General features: G+C 73.3%; 16 protein-coding genes. 1 reads left to right on the forward strand and 15 read right to left on the reverse strand.

Translation table 11 applies throughout. The features are described 5' to 3' along the window. Window positions 1–6 precede the first annotated feature (6 nt). The 9 genes from B9L22_RS18955 to B9L22_RS18995 all read right to left on the reverse strand — a co-directional run bounded on the left by B9L22_RS18955 (window position 7) and on the right by B9L22_RS18995 (window position 13,649). Window positions 7–1,008: a prephenate dehydrogenase/arogenate dehydrogenase family protein gene (locus tag B9L22_RS18955; protein ID WP_233140239.1), complete on the reverse strand. Its 1,002-nt coding sequence runs from the start codon at window positions 1,006–1,008 to the stop codon at window positions 7–9. After that, window positions 1,005–1,952 carry a prephenate dehydratase domain-containing protein gene (locus tag B9L22_RS18960; RefSeq protein ID WP_233140240.1) on the reverse strand — a complete coding sequence of 316 codons (948 nt, stop codon included), beginning with the start codon at window positions 1,950–1,952 and terminating at the stop codon, window positions 1,005–1,007. The genes B9L22_RS18955 and B9L22_RS18960 overlap by 4 nt, the downstream gene beginning before the upstream one ends. Further along, the gene (locus B9L22_RS18965; protein WP_086151501.1) at window positions 1,949–2,848 is read right to left on the reverse strand and encodes a hypothetical protein; all 900 of its coding nucleotides are present in this window, start codon (window positions 2,846–2,848) and stop codon (window positions 1,949–1,951) included. The genes B9L22_RS18960 and B9L22_RS18965 overlap by 4 nt, the downstream gene beginning before the upstream one ends. A gap of 31 nt (window positions 2,849–2,879) precedes the next feature. Next, window positions 2,880–6,110, reverse strand: coding sequence for a VanW family protein (locus B9L22_RS20595; protein WP_086151502.1), 3,231 nt, complete (start codon window positions 6,108–6,110; stop codon window positions 2,880–2,882). A 76-nt stretch (window positions 6,111–6,186) separates the two neighbouring features. After that, on the reverse strand, window positions 6,187–6,636 hold the full coding sequence (locus B9L22_RS18975; RefSeq protein WP_198947345.1) for a DUF6113 family protein: 450 nt from the start codon (window positions 6,634–6,636) through the stop codon (window positions 6,187–6,189). 10 nt (window positions 6,637–6,646) lie between these two features. Continuing rightward, window positions 6,647–7,657: a PIG-L family deacetylase gene (locus tag B9L22_RS18980; protein WP_086151503.1), complete on the reverse strand. Its 1,011-nt coding sequence runs from the start codon at window positions 7,655–7,657 to the stop codon at window positions 6,647–6,649. Window positions 7,658–7,670: 13 nt separating this feature from the next. Continuing rightward, the gene (gene typA, locus B9L22_RS18985) at window positions 7,671–9,581 is read right to left on the reverse strand and encodes a translational GTPase TypA (protein ID WP_086151504.1); all 1,911 of its coding nucleotides are present in this window, start codon (window positions 9,579–9,581) and stop codon (window positions 7,671–7,673) included. A gap of 182 nt (window positions 9,582–9,763) precedes the next feature. Continuing rightward, window positions 9,764–11,656 (reverse strand): BCCT family transporter, encoded by a 1,893-nt coding sequence (locus B9L22_RS18990; protein WP_086151505.1) that lies wholly within the window; start codon window positions 11,654–11,656, stop codon window positions 9,764–9,766. A gap of 160 nt (window positions 11,657–11,816) precedes the next feature. Continuing rightward, the gene (locus tag B9L22_RS18995; RefSeq protein ID WP_228485270.1) at window positions 11,817–13,649 is read right to left on the reverse strand and encodes an ABC transporter ATP-binding protein; all 1,833 of its coding nucleotides are present in this window, start codon (window positions 13,647–13,649) and stop codon (window positions 11,817–11,819) included. Between the two features lie 65 nt (window positions 13,650–13,714). Here B9L22_RS18995 and B9L22_RS19000 point away from each other — a divergent pair, with 65 nt between their 5' ends. Then, entirely contained in the window at window positions 13,715–14,293 is a 579-nt protein-coding gene (locus B9L22_RS19000; RefSeq protein WP_086151506.1) for a PH domain-containing protein, read from the forward strand. Between the two features lie 65 nt (window positions 14,294–14,358). Here B9L22_RS19000 and B9L22_RS19005 read toward each other — a convergent pair whose 3' ends face one another. The 6 genes from B9L22_RS19005 to B9L22_RS19030 all read right to left on the reverse strand — a co-directional run bounded on the left by B9L22_RS19005 (window position 14,359) and on the right by B9L22_RS19030 (window position 22,927). Then, window positions 14,359–15,396, reverse strand: coding sequence for an ABC transporter permease (locus B9L22_RS19005; protein ID WP_086151507.1), 1,038 nt, complete (start codon window positions 15,394–15,396; stop codon window positions 14,359–14,361). Beyond that, window positions 15,393–16,922, reverse strand: coding sequence for an ABC transporter permease (locus B9L22_RS19010; protein ID WP_086151508.1), 1,530 nt, complete (start codon window positions 16,920–16,922; stop codon window positions 15,393–15,395). The genes B9L22_RS19005 and B9L22_RS19010 overlap by 4 nt, the downstream gene beginning before the upstream one ends. 238 nt (window positions 16,923–17,160) lie before the next feature. Continuing rightward, a complete protein-coding gene (locus B9L22_RS19015) occupies window positions 17,161–19,017 on the reverse strand; it encodes an ABC transporter family substrate-binding protein (protein ID WP_233140241.1) in 1,857 nt (618 codons plus the stop codon). Between the two features lie 326 nt (window positions 19,018–19,343). Then, window positions 19,344–20,429, reverse strand: a complete 1,086-nt coding sequence (gene ychF, locus B9L22_RS19020) for a redox-regulated ATPase YchF (RefSeq protein ID WP_021482415.1) — start codon at window positions 20,427–20,429, stop codon at window positions 19,344–19,346. Between the two features lie 51 nt (window positions 20,430–20,480). Next, entirely contained in the window at window positions 20,481–22,067 is a 1,587-nt protein-coding gene (locus tag B9L22_RS19025; protein WP_086151510.1) for a hypothetical protein, read from the reverse strand. Beyond that, the gene (locus B9L22_RS19030) at window positions 22,049–22,927 is read right to left on the reverse strand and encodes an ABC transporter ATP-binding protein (protein ID WP_081895765.1); all 879 of its coding nucleotides are present in this window, start codon (window positions 22,925–22,927) and stop codon (window positions 22,049–22,051) included. The genes B9L22_RS19025 and B9L22_RS19030 overlap by 19 nt, the downstream gene beginning before the upstream one ends. Window positions 22,928–22,983: the final 56 nt, after the last annotated feature.

Below are 22,983 nucleotides of genomic sequence, written 5' to 3' on the forward strand. Positions count from 1 at the left end.
CGCACCTCAGGCGACGACGACCGCCCGGTCCTCGACGTCCACGACGACGGCGCCGCGCGCCCCCGCCGCGGTGAGCGTCTCGCGCCAGGTGCCCGCGTCGTCGAGGTCGACGCGCACGGGCTCGCCGGTGCCGCCCGTCGCGGCGCGCACCGGGTCGGGCCGGTCGAAGAACTCCCCCACGGGCGCGTTGGTCTCCAGCGCGCGCACGAGCTGCTCGAGGTCGCGCACGACGACGCGCAGCGCGGACGCCACCCACGCGGCGTTGTCCGTGACCATGGCCTCGGTCCGGCGCGGGTCGGTGCGCCCCACGCGCGTCGCGTCGCGGAAGCTGCCCGCGGCGAGGCCCAGCGCGACGTCGCGCACGGGCGCGTCGGCGACGACGCCCAGGAGCTCGGTGGCCAGGACGTGCGGGACGTGGCTGACCAGCGCGGTGGACTCGTCGTGGACGTCGTCGGTGAGCACGTGCACCGTGCCGCCGAGCGGGCCCGTGACGAGCCGCAGCACGGTCGTGAACGCGTCCGGTCGCGTGGTCGCGTCCACCGTCACGGCCCAGCGCGCGCCCACGAGCATCGCGGGGTCCGACGCCTCGAAGCCCGAGTGCTCGGTCCCGGCCATGGGGTGCACCCCGACGTACCGGGCGTCGAGCCCTGCGGACCGGACGGCGTCGCGCACCGCGCCCTTGACGCTGCCGACGTCCGTCACGACCGTCGCGCCCCGCACGTGCCGGGCGACGTCGGCCGCCACCGCCCGCATGGCGCGCAGCGGCACGGCGAGCACGAGGACGTCCGGCTCGTCGGCGCAGACCTCCGCGACGTCGCCGACCACGCGCAGGCCGACGGCGCGCGCCGCCGCGCGCGTGGTCGCCGTGGCGTCGTAGCCGGTCACCTCGACCCCACGGTCGTGCAGGAGCCGGGCGACCGAGCCGCCGACGAGACCGAGGCCGACGACGCCGACACGGACCACCGCGCGGGACGTGCCCGGCTCCGGCGCGGCACCCGCGGCGGTCACCACAGCAGCCCCGACGCGAGGCCTGCCGCGTCGGTCGACGCGTCGACGCTCCCGACCGGGACGTGCGCGGCGTCGACGTCGGCGCGCACCGCCCCGTCGAGCTCGCCGCGTGCCGGGACGACCCCAAGCGTCTTGAGCGCGTCCCCGGCCCGGACGAGGTCCTCCAGGACCGCGCGCACCGGCGCGTCCCAGGGCGCGCCGTCGACCACGAGGACGAACGCGTAGGTGCCCGCGACGGCCTTGAGCGGCCGGGTGATGAGGCTCGAGAGGTTGACGCGCCGCGCGCCGAAGGACTGGGTGATGCGCGCGAGCACCCCCGGTCCCGTGACGACGGGCGTCACCGCGAGCATCGTGCGCCACGTCGTCTCGCCGCTGCTGCGTGCCCGGCCGAGCGCCGCGGCGGCCTCTGCACGTGGCGCCAGCACGAGGAACCGGGTGCGCGCGCCCGCGAAGTCCTCGACCGCGCGCTCGACCGTCTCCAGGCCGTAGAGCTCACCGCAGATCGTCGGGCCGAGGGCGACCTGGTGCGGGCCGGCGTCGCGGCACGCCGCGGCGTTCGACGACGCCGCGACCGGGACGAGGCCCGTCCGGCGCACGAAGCCCTGGCACTGCGCGAGGCCGTGCGGGTGCGCCGTCACCTCGGTGAGGTCGCCGTGGCCCGGGCGCGCGAACGCGTCGAACGAGATGTCGAGCACGACCTCGTCGACCGCGACGACGCTCGCGCTCCCGACGATCGCGTCGAGCGAGGGCACGACGTACCCCTCGACCGTGTTCTCGATCGCGACGACGCCCCGCTCGTGCTCGCCCGCGGCCACGCCCGCGAAGACGTCCGCGACGGTCTCGCGGGCCGCGAGCCCGGCACCCACCGGGCCGTGCTCGGCCGACCACGCGGCCGCCGCCTGGTGGGTGAACGACCCCTCGGGGCCGAGGTATCCGACGCTCACGCGTGGACGGGGTCGGGGGCGGTCGCCCAGCGCGGCTCGAGCGCGTCCGGGCCGGGCACGAACTCCTGCCCGGGCAGGACCGCGAGCACCCGGTGCGCGACGCCCCGCTCCCCGAACCCCGTGACGAGGGCGTCGAGCGTCGTCGCGTCAGGGCACGAGAACGCGCAGAAGAAGATGTGCGGCCCCGCCTGCGAGCGGTGGCTGCGCAGGTGCTGCAGGTCGATCCCGGCGGCGGCGACGAGCGCGAGCGTCTCCTGGAGCGAGCCGCGGTGGTCGTCCCGAGGCCCGAACGCGAGCCACACCTGGGCGACGCCCTCCGCCCGCGGCGCCGCGTCGCGGCTCTCCAGCAGCCCGTACCAGACGGGCGCGCCCTCGCCGAGGAGCTCGCTCCCCGGGAGCTCGGCGTAGCCGAGCGCGGCGAGCGGCCCGTGGGCCACCGAGCGCTCCACGACGAGGCTGCCGTCGGCGCCGGCGAGCGCGACCCGCTCCTCCAGCGTGGTGCGGGTCGGGACGAGCGACGGGCTGACGCCCATCGTGCGCAGCACGTGGCGCCGGTCGCGCATGCCCGCCTCGTCGACCACCACGTGCCCCGTCAGGTCGCGGGCCGCCGTCGACCGCCCGACCCAGACCCACTGCGACGGCACCGCCGACGCGCCGGTCAGGACGAGCGACGGCGGCGCCGCGAGCAGCGCGCGCTCGAGCTCGTGCGACGGCTGTGCCGGGTGGCCCAGGTGCACGACGGCGGCCAGCGCGTCGATGCTCGCGACGGTCGACAGCGTCGCCGTCGTCGACCCGAGGTCGAGCAGCGCCTCCGTCGGGTCGCCGTCGACCCATCCCGCCGCCGTGGCCGCGAGCAGCGCCTGCGCTCCCGACTCCCGTTCGCTGCGTCCGAGCATGGGACCTCCGTGGTGTGTGGGTGGACCGGGTCTACTCGCAGACGACCGCGTTGTCCGGCTTGTAGGTCCACCGGTAGGACTCGTCCTTGACGAGCTCGCCCTCGTGGTAGACCTTGCGGTAGTTCGTGATGGAGAAGCCGGGGCTGCCCGCGGGCGTCGGGGCGCAGTCGGCGCCCGAGTGCGTGACGGTCGTCGGCTGGACCACGTTCGACTTGCCGCTCGACGACGTCTCGACGTCGTAGTACTTGGTGCTCCAGACCGCGACGTGCAGCTGGCCGCCGCCGACCCAGGACTGCATGAGGACGCCGTACGGGGTGTCGTTCTTGAACTTCATGTCGATCGAGCCCACGAAGATCGTCGCCTCGCGGCCCGCGGGGTAGCGCTCGAACCAGTAGCTGTGCGGGCGGTGCTCGACGTCCTCGAGCCCCGCGAAGAAGCCCGCGTTGTACGTGGTCGTGGCCATCTGCGACAGGCCGCCGCCGACGCCCTCGGTGTGGCGCCCGCTCTCGACGATGCCGGCCGCGTAGTAGCCGCCCTCGAGCGTGATGGGCGAGAGCGTGTCGACGAGCGAGAAGGTCTCCCCCGGCTTGACGAGCGTCCCGTTCACCTTCTCCGCCCCGCGCTGCAGGTTCGCGGTGCGGACGGGGACGTTGGGGACGGGCGTCGAGAACTCCGACACCTTCTCCTTGATCCCCAGCGCCTCGAGCGCCGCGACCGACTGCTCCGGGTCCGACTCGACGAGCTCGACCGTCGCCGTGCGCTCGTCGCCCGAGGCGGCCGTCGTGACGGCCGTCGCGATGGCCGCCGGGTCGATCGTCGTGCCGGGCTGGCCGCCTTCGATCACCGGCGCGCCGTCCCGGAAGACGAAGTGCGCGTCGTCGGCCGCCGTGAGCAGGTCGTTCGTCCGGTCGACCACGGACTGCACGAGCGCCGGGCCGTCGAAGGTCAGGGTGAGGACGCCGTCCGTCGCCGCGAAGGAGGCGGCCGCGGCGAGCGCCTCGGGGGGCAGCTCCGGCGACTGGCCGCCGACGGAGACGACGACGGGCGCGGACACGACCTTCTCCGCCAGGGCGAGCGCGGCGTCCGTCTCGTCCTGCGTGATCGTGGGCTCGACGGGCTCGGTGGGCAGCTCGACCGGCCCGTCGGTGACGAGCCAGCTCTCCGTGATGGTCGCGGGCACCTCGTCCGTGACGAGCGCCGAGCCGTCCGCGGCCGGCGTGCTCGTGGGCGCGCCGTCGACGAACTGCACGGCCCCGTCCACGGGCTCGATCTCGAGGCTGCCGCGCAGCGCCTCGACCTGGGCGTCGAGGGCCGCGTCGTCGACCGTGACCAGCGGCTCCGCGTCCTTGCCGCCGAACAGGTGCTGCCACAGGCGCGCCGGGTTCATCGAGAACGACGTGAGCTCCTCGGCCGTCCCTGCGGCGTCGAAGGTCAGGCCCGCCGTCCCCGGGTCGAGCGTCGTGCTCGCCTCGCCCGCGGCGAGCGTGATCGGCTCGGCCGCGCGCGGCCCGAGCTCCGACTCGAGCCGGTCCTCGGCCGCCGTCCGGGACAGGCCACCGACGTCGACGCCGGCGACGCTCGTCCCGCTCGGGACCTTGTCGGAGTAGAACCACTGGGCGCCGGTGTACAGGCCGCCCAGGACCAGGACGGCGATCCCCGTCCACAGCAGCCCGCGGGCCCAGCCGCGCCGCGGCCCGTCCTCGTCGAAGCCCTCGAAGGGCGAGGCCTCGCGCGAGTCGTCGGGCGGGACCGGCGTGAACGCGCTCGGTGCGGCGGTCCCCGCGGCAGTCGCCGACGCCGTCGCACCGGGGCCCTCGGCCGGGGCCCCCGCGGGGGCCTCCGCCGGAGCGGTCGCGCCGGCGGCGTCCGGCGCCGGGCTCGCCGGCTCGTCGGGGGACGCGGGCGACAGGATCGACGTGCGCACGACGGGCGCGGGCCGCGACCACGGGTCGACGGGCGGGATCACCTGCGTCGCGTCGGGCGCGGCGTCGCTCCCCTCGCCCGCGGGACGAGCCGGGCCGTCCGCCGGCGTCGGCACCACGGGCACGACGGCGGTCCGCTCGGCCACGCGCTCGTCGGCCGGGGCTCCCCCGGCCGCGGCGGCCGACCGGTCGGCCGACGTCGGGTCCTCCGGTGTCGCGCTGCTCGCGGACGAGGCGTCCGCGGCCGCCGCGACCGAGGCCGTGTCGTCCGGGGCGTCGGCCTGTGCGCCCGGTGCGGGGACGAGCACCGCGGGGACGTCCGGGTCGAACGCAAACACGCGCGGGACGTACGGCTCCTCGTCGGCCTCGTCCGCGCCGCTGACGCCGGCAGCGCCGACCGTCCCCGGGCTGCTCTCGGCCGTGGTGCCGCCGCCCGCGGTGCCGACAGGGACCGGGCCTGCGGCAGCGCCGGCGACCGGCGCGTCGAAGGTGGTCGACGTCGGCTCGCCGCTCGCCTCGGTCGGGTCGGCCGTCGACCCGCCCAGCGCGGACGCGTCCGCGACGGGCGACTCCGCGACGGGCGACTCCGCGACGGGCGACTCCGGACCGCTCTCGACCGGGGTGTCCTGGGCGTCGGGCTCGACGGCGGCGCTCGCCGGAGCACCGGCGTGCGCGTCCGTCCCGGTCGTCGCGCGGGTCTCGGCGGGGGCCTCGTCCGCTACAGAGGCGGGCGTCGTCGCGTGAGTGGCCGGGCTCGCGTCCACGGCGTCCGACGACGGGGCCGGTGCCAGGCTCGCGTCGTCCGGCACGGCGGAGCCCTGCTCCGAGGCGGCGGTGGGCTGCGCGGCCGTCTGCTCGGGGGCCGCGACAGGCTCCGAGGTCACGAGCGGCTCCGCAGCGGCGAGCGGCTCCGCAGCGGCGACCGGCTCCGAGGAGGCGACCTCCGGGCGGCTCTCCGCGGCGGGAGAGCCAGCCTCGGACGCGTCGGCGGTGCCTGCGCCGGTGGCCGGCGCGTCGGCCACCGGCTCCACGGAGGTCGGCACGTCGTCCGCCGAGGTCGCGCCGGGTGCGGGGCCGGGCTCGGCCGAGCCGGCACCCTCGGGACCGGGGTCCGCAGGCGCGGCGGGGGCGAGGCCGTCCGGGGCGGTGTCCGTCGACGCGCCCGTCGGCTCGTCCGTCGGGGTAGGAGCACTCGGGGCGACGTCGCCGGACGCGTCGGTGCGCTGCGCGTCGGGGCCGGACGCCGTCTCGGGAGCCGCGGGCTCGACCGTCTCGGCGGGCTCCGGCACGGCGTCCTGAGGGGAGTCGAGATCGGCGTCTCGGTCGGTCGGCTGACCCATCCACTGTCTCCGTGACGAAAGGCGCGCGGCGGTCCGCGCGACGACGAGGGGTGTGCGGGGATCCGCACGGCGAATACTAGCGGGACGCGAGGGGGTTCTCGGGTCCGTCGTGCCTGGTGGGACGCCCGTGCTGGGCCGTGCGGACCGGGCGGTCGCTGAACCACGACCGGGGCAGGAAGGCCGCCGCGGCGACCACGAGCATGCCGCCGTAGATCCAGACGTACCCGACGACCTCGCTCGGGACGAGCACGTCGCCCCCCGGCCCCTCGAGCGAGAGGAGCTGCACGACGACGACCCACCCGATGCCGAAGCCCAGGAGACCCGCCATCCCGCCCCAGGCGCGGGCCAGGGTGGCCGCCGCGAGGACGGTGAGCAGGGCGAGCACGATGCCGAGCCCGGCCCCGCCCGGGAGGTCGACGCCCAGGAGGTGCGCCCGGTGCGCGACCGTGCCGACGAGCCCGACGAGCGCGCCCACGAGCGCGCACGCCACCCCGCGGCCCACGAGCCGCCCCATACCGGTCTCCACGGGCCCCAGGCTAACGCGTGGGTCCGGGCGGGACCTGGTCGCCCGGGAGAGCAGGGCCGGAGGGAGCGTAGAACTCGTGTGAAGGGACGGGCGCCAGCACGTCGTTGCTCAGGGCGTACCACCCGAGCAGCACCGGCTCGCCCCCCGCGGCGGCCGTCACGTGCTGGACCTGCGTCGCGTGCGCGCGCATCGCGCCGAGCACGTCGTCGAGCACGGGCCCCACCGGGACGCTCACGAGCGCGGGCAGCGACGCGTCGGGACGCGCGAGCGGGGGCAGCGCCTCGTCCGGGTCCGGGAGCGTGAGCCGCGCGTCGGCCGCGAGCAGCTCGCGCGCGCCGGGGTGCTCGGCGAGCGCGCGGCGTGCCGCGCGCACCGTGGTCTCGGGGGCGACGACCTGCCACAGCGCGGGCAGCGGATCGCCGTCCGCGGCGAGGAGCTCGAGCGCGCGGACCGTGACGTCGTGCGCCCGGACATGGTCGGGGTGGCCGTAGCCGCCGCCCGCCTCGTACGTCGCCACGACGGCGGGACGCCGGTCCCGGACCACCGCCGCCAGGCGGGCGGCGGCCTCGTCGAGCGGGACGCCGACGAACGCGCGCGGCGGGAGCTGCTCGGTCGCGACCCCGCCGGCCACGCCCGGCGCGACCCAAGCCATCCCCGAGTCCTCGTACCGCACGGTCGCGCCGCCGTCCGACGGCTCGACCGGGCTCGTGACGGTGTCGAGGAAGACGTGGTCCCGCACACCCAGCGCGGCGAGCGCGCGGGCGAGCTCGGTCTCGCGGAACGCCGCGAGCGCGGGCCCGTCGCCCTCGAGGTGCCCGACGCCCGTCGGGTGCGCGGGGGTGTCGATCACCTCGCCCCGCTCTCCTCGCGTGCACGTCACGACGGTGACGGGCTCCCCCGCGCGAGCCCAGGTCGCGAGCAGCGCGCCCGTCGCCAGGGTCTCGTCGTCGGGGTGGGCGTGGACGGCCAGCAGGCCGCCGTCGTGCCCGACGGCGGCCTGCTGGCTCTGCGGGACGGTCACCCCGGGGGTGGCGTCAGGCGCGCTTCGCGCGCGAGACCGCGCGGGCGCGCTCGGTCTGGTCGAGGACGACCTTGCGGATGCGGACGACCTCGGGCGTGACCTCGACGCACTCGTCCTCGCGCGCGAACTCCAGCGACTCCTCGAGCGTGAGGTGGCGCGGCGGGACGAGGTTCTCGAAGTTGTCGGCCGTCGAGGACCGCATGTTCGTGAGCTTCTTCTCCTTGGTGATGTTCACGTCCATGTCCTCGTTGCGCGAGTTCTCGCCGACGATCATGCCCTCGTAGACCTCCTGCGTGGGGTCGACGAAGAACGAGCCGCGCTCCTGGAGGTTGATCATCGCGAACGGCGTCACCTTGCCCGCGCGGTCGGCGACGAGCGAGCCCGTGGTGCGGGTCTCGATCGCGCCGGCCCACGGCTCGTAGCCCTCGGAGATCGACGACGCGATGCCGGTGCCGCGCGTCTCGGTGAGGAACCGCGTGCGGAACCCGATGAGGCCGCGCGCCGGGACCATGAACTCCATGCGGATCCAGCCCGTGCCGTGGTTCGACATGGTCTCCATGCGGCCCTTGCGCTGGGCGAGGAGCTGGGTGACGGCGCCGAGGTACTCCTCGGGGACGTCGATCGTCATGCGCTCCATGGGCTCGTGCGTCTTGCCGTCGATCGTGCGCGTGACGACCTGCGGCTTGCCGACCGTGAGCTCGAAGCCCTCGCGGCGCATCTGCTCGACGAGGATCGCCAGCGCGAGCTCGCCGCGGCCCTGCACCTCCCACGCGTCGGGGCGGTCGGTCGGGAGCACGCGCAGCGACACGTTGCCGACGAGCTCGGCGTCGAGGCGGTCCTTGACCTGGCGGGCCGTGACCTTGTGGCCCTTGCCGCCCTTGCCCGCGAGCGGCGAGGTGTTGATCCCGATGGTCATCGAGATGGCCGGGTCGTCGACCGTGATGAGCGGCAGCGGGCGCGGGTCGTCGGGGTCGGTGAGCGTGTCGCCGATCGTGATGTCCGCGATGCCCGCGACGGCGACGATGTCGCCGGGCCGGGCCTTATCCGTGGGGACGCGGTCGAGCGCCTTCGTCTCCAGCAGCTCGGTGATCTTCACGCTCTGGAGCGTGCCGTCGTGGCGCGCCCACGCGACGACCTGGCCCTTGCGGAGCTCGCCGTTGAAGATGCGCAGCAGCGCGAGGCGGCCGAGGAACGGCGACGCGTCGAGGTTCGTCACGTGCGCCTGGAGCGGCGCGCCCTCGTCGTACGTCGGGGCGGGGATCTTCTCGAGGATCGTCGTGAACAGCGGCTCGAGGTCCTCGTTCGAGGGGAGCTGGCCGTCCAACGGCTGGTCGAGCGACGCGCGGCCGGCCTTCGCGGACGCGTAGACGACCGGGACGTCGAGGATCGCGTCGAGGTCGAGGTCCGGCACGTCGTCCGCGAGGTCGGACGCGAGGCCCAGCAGCAGGTCGGTCGCCTCGGCGACGACCTCGGTGATGCGCGAGTCGGGCCGGTCGACCTTGTTGACGACGATGATCACCGGGAGCTTCGCGGCGAGCGCCTTGCGGAGCACGAACCGGGTCTGCGGGAGCGGGCCCTCGCTCGCGTCCACGAGCAGCACCACGCCGTCGACCATGGACAGACCGCGCTCGACCTCGCCGCCGAAGTCGGCGTGGCCCGGGGTGTCGATGACGTTGATCGTGATGCCGTCGGGCTCGCCCACCGCGGCGGCCGCCGGGCCGGCGTACCGCACCGCGGTGTTCTTCGCGAGGATGGTGATGCCCTTCTCGCGCTCGAGGTCACCGGAGTCCATGACGCGCTCGTCCACGTGCTGGTGCGCGGAGAAGGCGCCGGACTGGCGCAGCATCGCGTCGACGAGCGTGGTCTTGCCGTGGTCGACGTGGGCGACGATCGCCACGTTGCGCAGGTCGGAGCGCACAGACATCTACGGTTCTCATTTCGTGGGGTACGAGGGGCGACGACGGCCGGCCACCTCAGCGCGCACGACGGCGGGCTCGGCCCGCCGCAGCATCACGGAGCACGGGCCGTCACCCGGGCCCGGCTATCCTACCGGGTCCGCGCTCGGGACACCATGCCCGCCGTCGTGCACCGTTCGGAGGCGCCTCCTCAGGAGGTGCCTCCTCCGGAGGGCGTCTTGCGCCGCGGGCGACGCACGAGCGCGCGCCACCGGTCCGGGCGGTCGGGGTAGAGCTCCTCCCACTGCTCGGAGATCGACTCCGAGACGCGCGTCGTCACGTGCTCCGTGAGCGCGGCGCGCGCCGCGCGCCGCTCGGCGCGCAGGATCGCGGCGTGCTCGACCCGGAGCGCGCGCACCGTGGACACGGCCATCCCGATCATCACCACGGAGAACGGCAGCGCGATGAGGATCGCCGCCGTCTGTAGCGCCTGGAGACCGCCCGCGAGCAGGAGCGCGATGGCCAGCAGGCCGGAGGTGCCCGCCCAGAAGATGCGGCTCCAGGTGGGCGGGTTCGGGTTCCCCCCGCTCGCGAGCATGTCGACGACGAGCGAGCCGGAGTCCGACGACGTGACGAAGAAGATGACGATGAGCACGATCCCCACGACGGCGAGGACGTTCCCGAGGGGCATGCCGTCGAACAGCTGGAAGAGCGCGGTGTCCGTGTCGACCTCGCCGTCCACGAGCATGCTGCCGGGCTCCATGAGCTCGCGGTACAGCGCCGACCCGCCGAACACGGAGAACCAGAGCGTCGTGACGATCGTCGGGACGAGGAGGGTGCCGAGGACGAACTCGCGGACCGTGCGACCGCGCGAGATCCGGGCGATGAACACCCCGACGAAGGGGGCCCAGGAGATCCACCAGCCCCAGTAGAAGATCGTCCACTGCGACTGCCACTCGAGGCCGGCCTGGCCCTGGAAGGCGGTGGTGTCGAACGTGAGACGCACGACGTTCTGCAGGTAGTAGCCGAGCGACTGGACCCACTCGCGCAGGAGGAACAGCGTCGGGCCGAGGACCAGCACGAGCGCCAGGACCACGCCGGCCAGGATCATGTTGCCGTTCGACAGCCACTTGATGCCCTTGCCGAGACCGGACACGACCGAGAGCGTCGCGAGCGCCGAGATCGCCACGATGAGCCCGATCTGCAGCGCCGTGCTCGGCTCGACCACGTCGAGGTAGCCGAGCCCGGCGGAGATCTGGAGCACGCCGAACCCGAGGGACGTCGCGACGCCGAAGACGGTGCCGATGATCGCGACGACGTCGATGACGTCGCCGAGACGCCCCTTCACGCGGTCGCCGAACAACGGCTCGAGCGCCCACCGGATCGACACGGGGCGGCCCTTGCGGTGGATCGCGTACGCGAGCGCGAGCCCGGCGACGACGTAGATCGCCCACGCGTGGATGCCCCAGTGCAGGTAGCTCTGCCCCATCGCGGCCTGCGCGAGCGACGCGTCGCTCCCCTCGACGCCGGGCTTGGGGCTCACGTAGTGCGAGAGCGGCTCGGCGACGCCCCAGTAGACGAGGCCGATGCCCATCCCGGTGGCGAACAGCATCGCGAACCACACGGGCAGGCGGAAGAGCGGGGTCTCCTCGTCCTTGCCGAGCACGATGTCGCCGAACCGGCTCAGGCCCATCCACAGCGAGAAGACGACGAAGCCCGCGACCACGATCACGTAGTACCAGCCGAAGGCGCCGATGACGTCGGTCTGGAGCGTGTCCAGCACCGCCGTGACGGTGTCCGTGAAGAGCACCGTGAGCAGGACGAAGACCAGGATGATCCCCGCCGCCGGGTAGAAGACGCGCGGGTCCGGCCGGCCCGTCCGGGGGGCGTCGGGGTCGTGCGAGGACACGACCGGCGCGGAGCCGGTGCCCGGCCCGACGGCGTCCGTCACCCCGGCGTCGGACGTCGCGGCGTCGGTCGTCGCGGCGTCGGTCGTCACGGCGCCCTCGTCGCGGGGCGCGTCGGCCCCTCCCCCGTCGGGCGCTGGCGCGGCCTCCTCGTCACGTGCTGGCTCGCGGGGCGTCTCGTGGTGCGGGGCGTTCATGGCCTCAAGGCTTGTCGGACGCGCGGGCCCCGGCAACCGGAACGCCCGCCCCGGCAGCAGCAGCAGCGCCGGTCCTGGCAGCCGGAACGCCCCGGGGGCGGCCGCGTGCGCGGCCGCCCCCGGGACGTCGTGAGGGCTCTGCGAGCCGTGGAGCGTGCGGTCAGAAGCCGGCGCCGGCGGTGGGCGGGGCGCTGCGCTCGTGGTCCACGTCCTCGCGCGCCGCCGCGAGCGCGCGCTCCTCGTCCGCCAGCGAGGACACCTCGTCGTTCGCGATGTCGCGGGCGGCGGCCTCGAGGAGGGCGTCGCGCGCGGCGCGGCGCTCGCGCTGCGCGGCCGGGTCCGGGACGGGGACGGCGGCGAGCAGGCGCTGCGTGTACGCGTGCTTCGGCTCGTGCACGATCTGCGACGTGTCGCCCACCTCGACGAGCTTGCCCTTGTGCATCACGGCGATGCGGTCGGACAGCAGCTCCACGACCGCGAGGTCGTGCGAGATGAACAGGCACGCGAACCCGTGCTCGCGCTGCAGGTCGGTGAACAGGTCGAGGACCCTCGCCTGGACCGACACGTCGAGGGCCGACGTCGGCTCGTCCGCGACGAGCAGCTTCGGCTCGAGCGAGAGCGCCCGCGCGATGCCGACGCGCTGGCGCTGACCGCCCGAGAGCTCGTGCGGGTAGCGGTTGCGCATGGCCCGGGGAAGCTCGACCTGGTCGAGCAGGCGCTCGACCTCGCGGCTGAGCTCCTTGCCCTTGACGCCCTTGTGCAGCATGAGCGGCTCGCCGATCGACTCGCCGATGGGCAGGCGCGGGTTGAGCGACGACCCCGGGTCCTGGAAGACGATGCCGACCTCGGTGCGCAGCGGCCTGAGGTCCTTGGGCCGGGCGCCCACCATGTCCGTCCCGACGATCTTCAGCGAGCCGCCCGTGACGGGCAGCAGACCCACGGCCGCGCGGCCGATCGTCGTCTTGCCGGAGCCGGACTCGCCGACCAGGCCGACGACCTCGCCCTGGTGGATCTGGAGCGAGACCTCGTCGACCGCCCGGAACGCCGCCTGCCGGCCGCGGCCCGGGTACTCGATGACCATGTCCTGCGCGTCGAGCACGAGCGGCCGCTCCGGGACCGGGGCGCCCGCGGGCACGCGGTCCGTGGCGGTCGTCGTGCCGCGCTTGGAGCCGAGGTGCGGCACGGCCTCGAGGAGGCGCACCGTGTACGGGTGCTGCGGGTTGCCGAAGATCTCGGCCGACGTGCCGCGCTCGACGACCTGGCCGTCCTTCATGACCATGATCGAGTCCGCCATGTCGGCGACCACGCCCATGTCGTGCGTGATGAGGATGATCGCCGCGTCGACGCGGTAGCGCAGGTCGCGCAGGAGCTTGAGGATCTCCGCCTGGACCGTGACGTCGAGCGCCGTGGTGGGCTCGTCGGCGACGAGGAGCTTCGGGTCGCACGCGAGGGCCTGCGCGATCATCGCGCGCTGGCGCTGACCGCCGGAGAGCTGGTGCGGGTACGCGTCGAACCGGCGCTCGGGCTCGGGGATCTCGACGAGCCGCAGGAGCTCGATCGCGCGCTTCTTCGCGTCGGCGGGGCCGACGTTGAAGTGCGTCCGGATGGTCTCGACGATCTGGAAGCCCACCGTGTAGACGGGGTTCAGCGCCGTCATCGGCTCCTGGAAGATCATGGAGATCTCCTTGCCGCGGACGTGCCGCAGCGAGCCGTGCGACATGCCGATGAGCTCGCGGTCGCCGAGCTTCGCCGAGCCGCTGGCGCGGCCGTTCGGCGGGAGCAGGCCCAGCAGCGCGAGCGACGACTGGGACTTGCCCGAGCCGGACTCGCCGACGATCGCGAGGACCTCACCGGAGTGGAGGTCGTAGCTCACGTCCGCGGCCGCGGGGTACCAGGCCTTGTCGACGTAGAAGTCCACGCCGAGGTTGCGCACGGTCAGCACGGGGCTGCCCTGGCGCGCGGCCGGGGCCGCGGGAGACGTCTCGATGGCCACGCTGATCAGTGTCCTTCCTGCTGGAGCCGGCGCTCGTGGCGCCGCGACTCTGCGAGCATGGGCGCATGGGTCCCACGCTGGTCTTCCGTTCGACGTACGGCCGAGTTCTCACGGTGGCGACGGGCGTCGTCGCCGTCGCCCTGGGCGTGAGCACGGCCCTGACGGGGGACGTCGGCGCGGTCGTCGGCGCACTGGTGCCCGCCGCGCTCGTGACGTACCTCGTCTGGATGCTGTTCTGGCGTCCCGCCGTCGAGGTGTCCGACGGCGGGGTCGAGGTCCGCAATGTCACGCGCACCGTGCACGTGCCGTGGACGGCGTACGAGGGCGTCGACACCCGCTACTCGCTCGAGGTGCGCTACGCCGGCGGACGCGTGACCGCGTGGTCCGCGCCCCGCTCGAGCGGCACGGCCCGCTGGCTGCGCAGCTCGCGACGGCGCGCCGTCGGCCAGGAGCAGGTGGTCACCGGCGCGAGCGCCGAGGCCGTGGCCGACGCCGTGACGCAGCGCCACGCGATGCTCGCGGCGGCCGGCCACCTCGACCGGGCGGTCCAGGGCGCCCCCGGCGCCCGCACGACGTGGCACGTCGTGCAGCTCGCCGTGCTGGGCGCGCTCGCGGTGGGGACGGTCGTGGCGCTCACCGTCTGACCGCGGCGCGCCGCGCCGCCCGAGAGGTCCACGACCTCCCGGGCGGGCGGCGACGACGGCGGTCATCAGCTGGCCCCGGCCTCGCCGGTCGCGCTCGGCGCCGTGGCGGCCGTCGGGCGGGCGACGCGCTTCGCACGGGCCATCTTGCGCTCGGAGGGGATGCGCTTCTGACGGGGGTCGAACGCGTCACGCAGGCCGTCACCGATGAAGTTGACGCACAGCGCGATGGCGACGATGAACAGACCCGGCCACCAGAACAGCCACGGACGCGTCGCGAACGCCTCCTGGTAGTCGCTGATGAGCTTGCCGAGCGAGGTCGCAGGCGCCTGGATGCCGACGCCGAGGTAGCTCAGCGCGGTCTCCAGCAGGATCGCCGAGCTCATGAGCAGCGTGACGTTGACGATGATCACGCCGACCGCGTTCGGCAGCATGTGCTTGAAGATGATCCGCCCGTCGCTCGCACCCGCGACGCGGGCGGCGTCGACGAACTCGCGCTCGCGCAGCGAGAGGAACTCGCCGCGCACGAGGCGCGCGAGCGGCGGCCACAGCACGAGCCCGAGGAACGCCCCGAGGATGAGCGCGTTGCTGCCGCCCGAGAGCAGGGCCAGCACCGCACCGATGACGATGACCGGCATCGTGATGATGAGGTCCGTGAACCGCATGAGCCACGAGTCGGTACGACCGCGGTAGTACCCGGAGAGCGCCCCGACGAGGACGCCCGCGATCGTCGCGATGACGCCGACGGAGAGCACGACGAGCAACGAGGTCTGGGTGCCCTGCATGACGCGGGCGAACACGTCACGACCTGCCTCGTCCTGGCCGAAGATGTGCGCCTCGGACGGTGCACCGCCGTTGACCAGGGGGTACGTGGAGCCCTGCCCGGACGGCTTGTAGGCGTACCAGCCCTGCCAGCCGCCGATGCCGATCGAGGTGATCGCGAGCGCGACGATGCCGACGAGCACGACGAGCGCGACCACGGCGCCCTTGTGGTGGAAGAAGCGACGGCGGACGATCTGGCCCTGGGACAGGCCCTCGACCTCGCGCAGCTCGATCTGGTTCTCGACCGCGCCGCTCTGCGACGCGTCGTTCGGTGTGTTGGTCATGCGTTCACCCGGATCCGCGGGTCGAGGGCTGCGTAGATGAGGTCAGCCACGATGTTGGCGATGATGGCGAGGGCCGCGACGATGACGAGGTACGCCATGACGGGGTCGATCTCGCCGCGTTGCAGCGCGTTGAGGAAGAGCAGGCCCATGCCGGGCCGGGCGAACACCTTCTCGGTGATGATCGCGCCGCCCAGGAGCGTGATGACGTCGATCGGGACGATCGTCGCGAGCGGGATCAGCGTGTTGCGGAACCCGTGGCGCATGACGACGGTCCGCTCCGGCAGACCCTTCGCCCGCGCCGTGCGGATGTAGTCCTGGCTCATCACCTCGAGCATGCTCGCGCGCGAGTAGCGGGTGTACCCGGCGAACTGGATGAGCACGAGCGCGATCGTCGGGAGCAGCAGGTGGGTGTACTGGTCCAGGACCTGCACCCAGAAGTTGCCGCCGAGGTTCGGCGTGCTGTTGCCGATCGTCGGGATGGGCCGGCCGTTGATCGCCGGTGCGCCGAAGTACGCGGGCCAGACCGACATCACCTTGTCGACGAAGACCATGGACCCGACGAGGAACGCGGTGATGGCCGCAGCACGCGCGGACACCCCCTTGTCGGGACCGCCCCACGCGTACCCGACCCCGATGCCGACGCCGACGGTGACCACGGCGAGCACCAGCACGATCCACCAGTTGTCGACCTGCTTGAGGACCGACTGGATCGGGAAGTAGACGACGACCCCGATCAGGACGGTGGTGAGCGACGCATAGAGCGCGCGGCGGTTCTTCAGCCCCGAGACGAGCGCGGTGATGGCGAAGGCCAGCGCGGCACCCGTGACGACGATGATGACCGGGCCGAGGTTCGGCTTCTCCCACCAGCCGGAGAGCTGCAGGTAGAGCAGCGCGAGCGCGCTCGCCGCGAAGCCCAGGCCGAAGACCGTGAGCCGCCGCCGCGCGGTCCCGCCGAAGGCGAGGGACCACAGCAGGCCGGAGATCGCGCCGATGCCGACGATCACGAGGATCGAGAGGTTCGGGTCGCGGAGGAAGTCGTTGAAGCCGATCGCGCCCCACTGCTTGAGCAGGACGGCGACCCAGAAGGCCGGGAGGGAGTAGAGCACGAACGAGACGAAGATCGTCAGGTAGTCGAAGGTGCTGTACTGCCGCAGCGCGCTGACGATGCCGACCATGACGCCGAAGACCACGGCGAGGACGGTCGCGGCGGCGACGAGCTGGATCGTCGAGATGACGGCGCCCTGGAGCAGCGTCGAGACGGACTGGCCACTCTGCCAGGCCGTGCCGAGGTCGCCGGTGACGAAGTCGCCGAGCCACTTGAAGTAGCGGATCACCGACGGGGTGTCGAGATCGAGGTCGGCGGTGCGCTGGGCGATCAGCTCGGCCTTGTTGGGCTTCGTGCTCGACTCGAGATCCGCGAAGATGTACGGCCGGATCGCGGCGTCGACGAGCAGGTACATCGCGAACGTGGACACGAGGAGGGTCGCCAACCCTGCCAGCACACGCCGCGAGATGAAGGAGAACATCGGAGGTCTTACCTCGCTGGTCGGTAGGGACCCCGGGTCAGGGGCCGGTCGATTCTACGCGCGGGTCTCGCGTGGTCGTGAACCGAGGGCCCGGGACGCCGCGGGTCTGGGCGTCGGGGCGGGTGCACGCGAGGACCGGGGGCCCCGGGCGGACAGCCGCCGGGACCCCCGGTCTCACACCTGGACGGCCCTGCCGCCGCACGGGGCAGCGGCAGGTCGCGTCAGGGACTCAGGGCACTCAGCCCTCGAACGTCCAGTTCCAGAACCCGTGGAAGATCGTCGGGCTGATCGTGATCGACTCGACGCCCTTCAGGTTCTCGTCCCAGCCCTGGATGGCGGGGAACTGGAAGATCGTCACGCCGAAGCCGTCGGCCCAGAGGTTCTTCTCGACCTCGAGCTGGAGCTGGAACTGCTCCTCCGGGTCGGTCGAGACCTGGAGCTTGTCGAGCGCGGCGTCCACGGCGGGGTTGTTGTACTTGCCGTAGTTGTTGACGCCCGGGTTCGGCGCCCAGCGGAAGTTCGCGTCCGACTCGGTGACCGCGGTCGAGGTCGACTGCCAGCCGAAGAGCGACGCGTCGTACTGGTCCTGGCCGGTGGCGAGGAGCGTGCCCCACTCGGCGGCCGGGCGGCCCGTGTCGACGATCTCGAAGCCGGCCTGCGCCGCCGTGTCGGTGATGAGCGCGAGCTCGTTCACGCGACGCGTGTTCTCGTTGTTGTACGCGAAGCGCACCTGGACCGGGGTGGCGACCCCGGCGTCGGCGAGCAGCTGCTTCGCCTTCTCGATGTCACCGGCCGGCGGGTAGAAGTCCGAGCCGTTCTCGGCGACCATCTGGTCGTAGTTCGGCGAGCCCGGGAGCAGGATGTTCGAGTTGCGCACCTCGGCGTCCGGGTTCAGCGGCTTGATGAGGTTGTCGACGATCGTCTGGCGCGGGATCGTCAGCAGGAACGCCTGGCGCACGGCCTTGGCCTTCTCGGCGTCGCCACCGTAGGAGTTGGCGTCGAACGGGCCGCCGTTCTGGAAGACCAGGTCGACGTGCTCGTACGTGCCCTCGATGCCCGAGTGCGTCTCGACGCCGTCGAGGCCCTCGAGCGCCGTGCGGACGTCCGCGGAAGCCTGCGGGCCGATCAGGTCGACCTCACCGTTCTCGAGCGCCTGGACCTGAGCCATCGGGTCGTCGATGTACCGGACCGTGATGGTCTCGACCGAGCCCTTGTTCTTGCCCTTGAAGTCCGGGTTCGCCTTGAGCGTGAGGTACTGGTTCTCCTTGTACTCCTCGAGCGTGTATGCGCCGTTGGAGACGTAGAGCGAGGGGTCCTCGGGGAGCGAGGTGAACTCGAAGCCCTCGTTCCAGAACTTCGAGATCTTCGCCAGCGCCGCGGTGTCGTTGTTGAGGATCGCGTCGCGGACGGCGGCCTTGGCCTCCTCCGGGTCCTCGATCTCGAGCGCCTTCTGGCCCACGACGTGCGCCGGGACGAACTCGTTCGTCCAGCTGAGCTCCCAGTCACCGAACGGCTTGTCGTACACGACGGTGATCGACTTGTTGTCGTCCGAGATCTCGGGGTTCTGCGAGATGAGCGCGACGCCCGGGTCCGAGCCGTCGAAGTAGACACCGGCGTCCACCTCGGCCTGGTTCGTGACGTTGCCCTCTTCGTCCGTCTGGGCCTCGACCGTGTTGAACTTGCCGGACTGACCGGCCCAGTCCAGCAGGATCTCCGTCGCGTCGACCGGCGTGCCGTCCGACCACTTGGTGTCGTCGCCGAACGTGTACTTCACCGTCAGCGGGTCGTCCGAGAGCTTCTCGTACGTGCCGAACGACTCGTCCTTGACGATGTTCAGGTCGGCGTCGTAGTAGCTGAAGCCCGAGTTGAGCATGTAGTTGATGACGGCGTTCTGCGTCGCGTTGCCGTTCTGGGAGCTCAGGTTGAGCTCGTTGAGCGGGGCCTCCCACGCGACGGTGACGGCGGTCGCGGTGTTGATGCCCGCGTCGTCGCCGCCGTCGGTCTCGCCCTCACCCGACGTGCCGCTGCACGCCGAGAACAGCAGCGCCCCCGTGACCGTCACGGCCAGGGCGGCACTCGTGCGCCTGATCTTCAATGTTCCTCCTCCAAGGGATGGTGGGCGCGGACGAGCGGACGTCGATCGCCCCTCGGCCGCCCCGTCCGTCGCACGCTCGCCCTGCGGCCGGCGCGCGTGGACGGGCATGCCCACCACGGTTTGGGCCCACGCTACCCAGCAAGTTGCGAAGGATCTCCCCCTTGCCCGGTTGCGGCAGGTGATCGTTACCGAGTTGATACTGGCCGGTACGGGCGCGTTTCCGGGCCGCGACGGCCGGGAAACATGCGCGAAACCTCCGGCCCCGGACGCACGGACGCCCGCCGCGTCTCACGATGCGGCGGGCGTCCAGGGCTGTGACCTGCGTCTCAGACGTTGAAGCGGAACTCCACCACGTCGCCGTCGGCCATGACGTAGTCCTTACCCTCCACGCGCGCCTTGCCCGCGGCGCGCGCCGCGGCGACGGAGCCGGTCTCGACGAGGTCCTCGAACGAGACGACCTCCGCCTTGATGAAGCCGCGCTCGAAGTCGGTGTGGATGACCCCGGCCGCCTGGGGAGCAGTCCACCCCTTGTGGATGGTCCACGCGCGCGCCTCCTTGGGCCCGGCGGTGAGGTACGTCTGCAGGCCGAGCGTGTCGAACCCGACGCGCGCGAGCTGGTCGAGGCCTGCCTCCGCCTGCCCCGACTCCGCGAGCATCTCCTTCGCCTCGTCGGGCTCGAGCTCGACGAGCTCGGACTCGAACTTCGCGTCGAGGAAGATCGCCTGGGCGGGTGCGACGAGCGCGCGCAGCCGCGCCTGGAGGTCCTCGTCGGCGAGGCCCGCGTCGTCGGTGTTGAAGACGTAGATGAACGGCTTCGCCGTGAGGAGCTGCAGGCTCGCGACGTCCGCGAGCTCGAGGCCCGCGGCGGCCGCGCCCTGGAAGAGGGTCGTGCCGGCCTCGAGGACCGCCTGCGCCTTCTGGGCCGCGTCGAGGAGGGCGGCGTCGCCCTTCTTGATCCGGACCTCCTTCTCGAGGCGCGGGACCGTCTTCTCGAGCGTCTGGAGGTCGGCGAGGATCAGCTCGGTGCTGATCGTCTCGATGTCGCCCTCGGCGTCCGTCGAACCCTCGACGCGGACGACGTCCGGGTCGGAGAACGCGCGCGTCACCTGGCAGATGGCGTCGGCCTCGCGGATGTTCGCGAGGAACTTGTTGCCGAGCCCCTCCCCCTCGCTCGCACCCTTGACGATGCCCGCGATGTCGACGAACGACACCGTGGCGGGCAGGACGCGCTGGCTGCCGAAGATCTCGGCGAGCTTGTCGAGGCGCGGGTCCGGGAGGGACACGACGCCGACGTTCGGGTCGATCGTCGCGAACGGGTAGTTCGCGGCGAGTACCTGGTTGCGCGTCAGGGCGTTGAAGAGGGTGGACTTGCCGACGTTGGGCAGGCCGACGATGCCGATAGTGAGTGCCACGTCGGCCGAGTCTACGGGCCGGGACCGCAGCGCGCGGTCCCGGCCCGCGCGTCAGGCGTACGACAGCACGCGCTGGAGCAGCTCGGGCGCCCGGCGGTCGTAGGTGCGGGCACCCCACCGCACGCCGAGCACGAGCACCACGGCACCCACGACCACGCCGACCGCGAGGGTGACCCACCCGAGGACGGGCAGGTCGGCGACGATCGCGATGACGCCCGGGACGAGGAACGGGAGCGACAGCGCCAGGACGAGGAGCATCGCGACCGTCTGGGCGACGAGGGTCGCCATCGCGGCGCCCTGCGGCTGCTTGAACGGGCTGTCGCCCGGCTTGGGCACCGGGTAGAGCAGGCGCGCCGACGTCGCGCTCGAGATGCCCGTCGAGGTGAGCAGCACGCCTGCGGTGAGCCCGAGCAGCGCGGGCAGCGCGTCCCAGCGCCCGGCCACCGCGACGGAGACCACGGCGAACAGCAAGGACACGGCGCCGCCGGCGACGAGCACGGGGAGTGCCCGGCCCCAGCGGTCCGCCCGCCCCGGGACGCCCGACGACACGTGGAGCGCGAACGCGGTGTGGTCGTAGGCGATGTCGGCCGAGATGGAGAAGCCGAGGATCCACGCCGTGAAGGGAGCGAGCGCGAGGAAGATCTCCGAGCCGGTGCCGCCGCCGACGACGAGCAGCACGACGGGGATGAGCGGCACGACCGCGATCGACCCGGAGTAGCGCGGGTCGCGCAGCCAGTAGGTGGCCGTGCGTGCGGCGACGGCGCCCGTGGGCGTCGCCGGGAAGCGCGAGAAGAAGCCGAGACCCTTGGCGCGGCCGCCCCCGCCGGAGGTGGGCGGCGTGACGAGGGCGCGCGCGAGCGCCTTGTCCCACACGACCCACGCGACCGCGAGGGTCGCCAGCGCGACGACGAGCCGCGCGAGCGCGAGGCCCCACGCGCCGTCGTGCACCGCGGCGCCGAGCCCCCACGGCGCGCCGAACGGCGTCCAGGCCGCGACGTCGGCGAGGCGCGTCACCATGCCGCGCACCGCGTCGCCGTCGACCGGGCCCCCGCCCAGCTGGGACCCCAGCCACGCGAACGCGGGCCCGATGAGGACGAGCGGCACGAACGCGGCGATCGTCACGACCTCGCGGTAGCGCCGCGACTCGAGCAGGGGCGCGAGCGCCGTCGTCGTCGCGCGCGAGCCGACGACGCACAGCGCGACCGCGACGACGGCGCCCACGAGCGCGGCGAGGACCGCGAGGGGCGTGCGCCACCACGCGAACGACGCGCCGAGCGCCGCGAGGGCCGTGACGATTCCCGGGATCGAGACGACGCCCGCGACGGCGAGGCCGGCGAGCAGCCGGCGCTGCGGGATGCCGAACAGCACGAAGCGCTGCGGGTCGAGGGTCGCGTCCACGCCGAACGCGAAGAGCGGGATCACCCACCACCCGAGGACGGCGAGCGCCCCGGCGAGGATCGTGATCGAGCCCGCGAGCGCGGCGTCCTCGGTGCCGAGGACGACCATCCCGACGACGAGCATCCCGACGACGAACAGCCCGTAGAGGACGCCGACGACGAAGCCGATGGTCTGCCACACGCTCCGGCGGAACGAGTTCCCCATGAGCGTGAGCTTGAGCCTTACGAACTGCGCAACCACGCGAGGCCCTCCGTGCTCTGCCGACCGCCCACGAGCTCGACGAACCGGTCCTCGAGGCTCTGGTCGCCGCGCACCGCGTCCACGGTGCCGGCCGCGAGGACGTGCCCGCCCGCGACGACCGCCACGTGGTCGCACATGCGCTGGACGAGGTCCATGACGTGCGACGACACCACGACCGTCCCGCCGCTGGCGACGTAGCCGGCGAGGATGTCGCGGATGTTGGCCGCGGAGACCGGGTCGACGGCCTCGAACGGCTCGTCGAGCACGAGCGTGCGCGGCGCGTGGATGAGCGCGGTCGCGAGCGCGATCTTCTTCGTCATGCCCGCGGAGTAGTCGACGACGAACGTGTTGGCGTCCTTCGCGAGGTCGAGGGCCGCGAGCAGCTCCGTGGTGCGCTCCGCCACCGTGTCGCGGTCCATGCCGCGCAGCAGGCCCGCGTAGGTCACGAGCTGGGCGCCGGTGAGGCGGTCGAAGAGCCGGACGCCGTCGGGCAGGACGCCGAGCTGGCGCTTGCCCGCGACCGGGTCGGCCCACAGGTCCGTCCCGTGGACGTGCGCGGAGCCGGCGTCGGGCCGCAGGAGGCCCGTCGCCATGGAGAGCGTCGTCGTCTTGCCCGCGCCGTTGGGGCCCACGAGCCCGTAGAACGAGCCTGCCGGCACGTCGAGGTCGATGCCGGCGACCGCGATCTTCTCCCCGAAGCGCTTCCACAGGGCGCGCAGGGACAGCGCGGCGGTGGGGTCCGGGGGCGCGGGCTGTCCCGGCGGAGCCGTGGGCCGGGGGTCGGGCGCGACGCCCGGCACGCTGCCGGGGACGGGCGCGCCGGCGGGCGCGACAGGTGGGGCGGGGTGGGGATCGACCATGGCGCCAAGGTAGCCGAGCCCTCGGCCGCGGGGCGGTGCCTTTTGTCACGACCTGC

The organism is Cellulosimicrobium sp. KWT-B (genome assembly GCF_002127155.1).
Lineage (GTDB): Bacteria > Actinomycetota > Actinomycetes > Actinomycetales > Cellulomonadaceae > Cellulosimicrobium > Cellulosimicrobium funkei.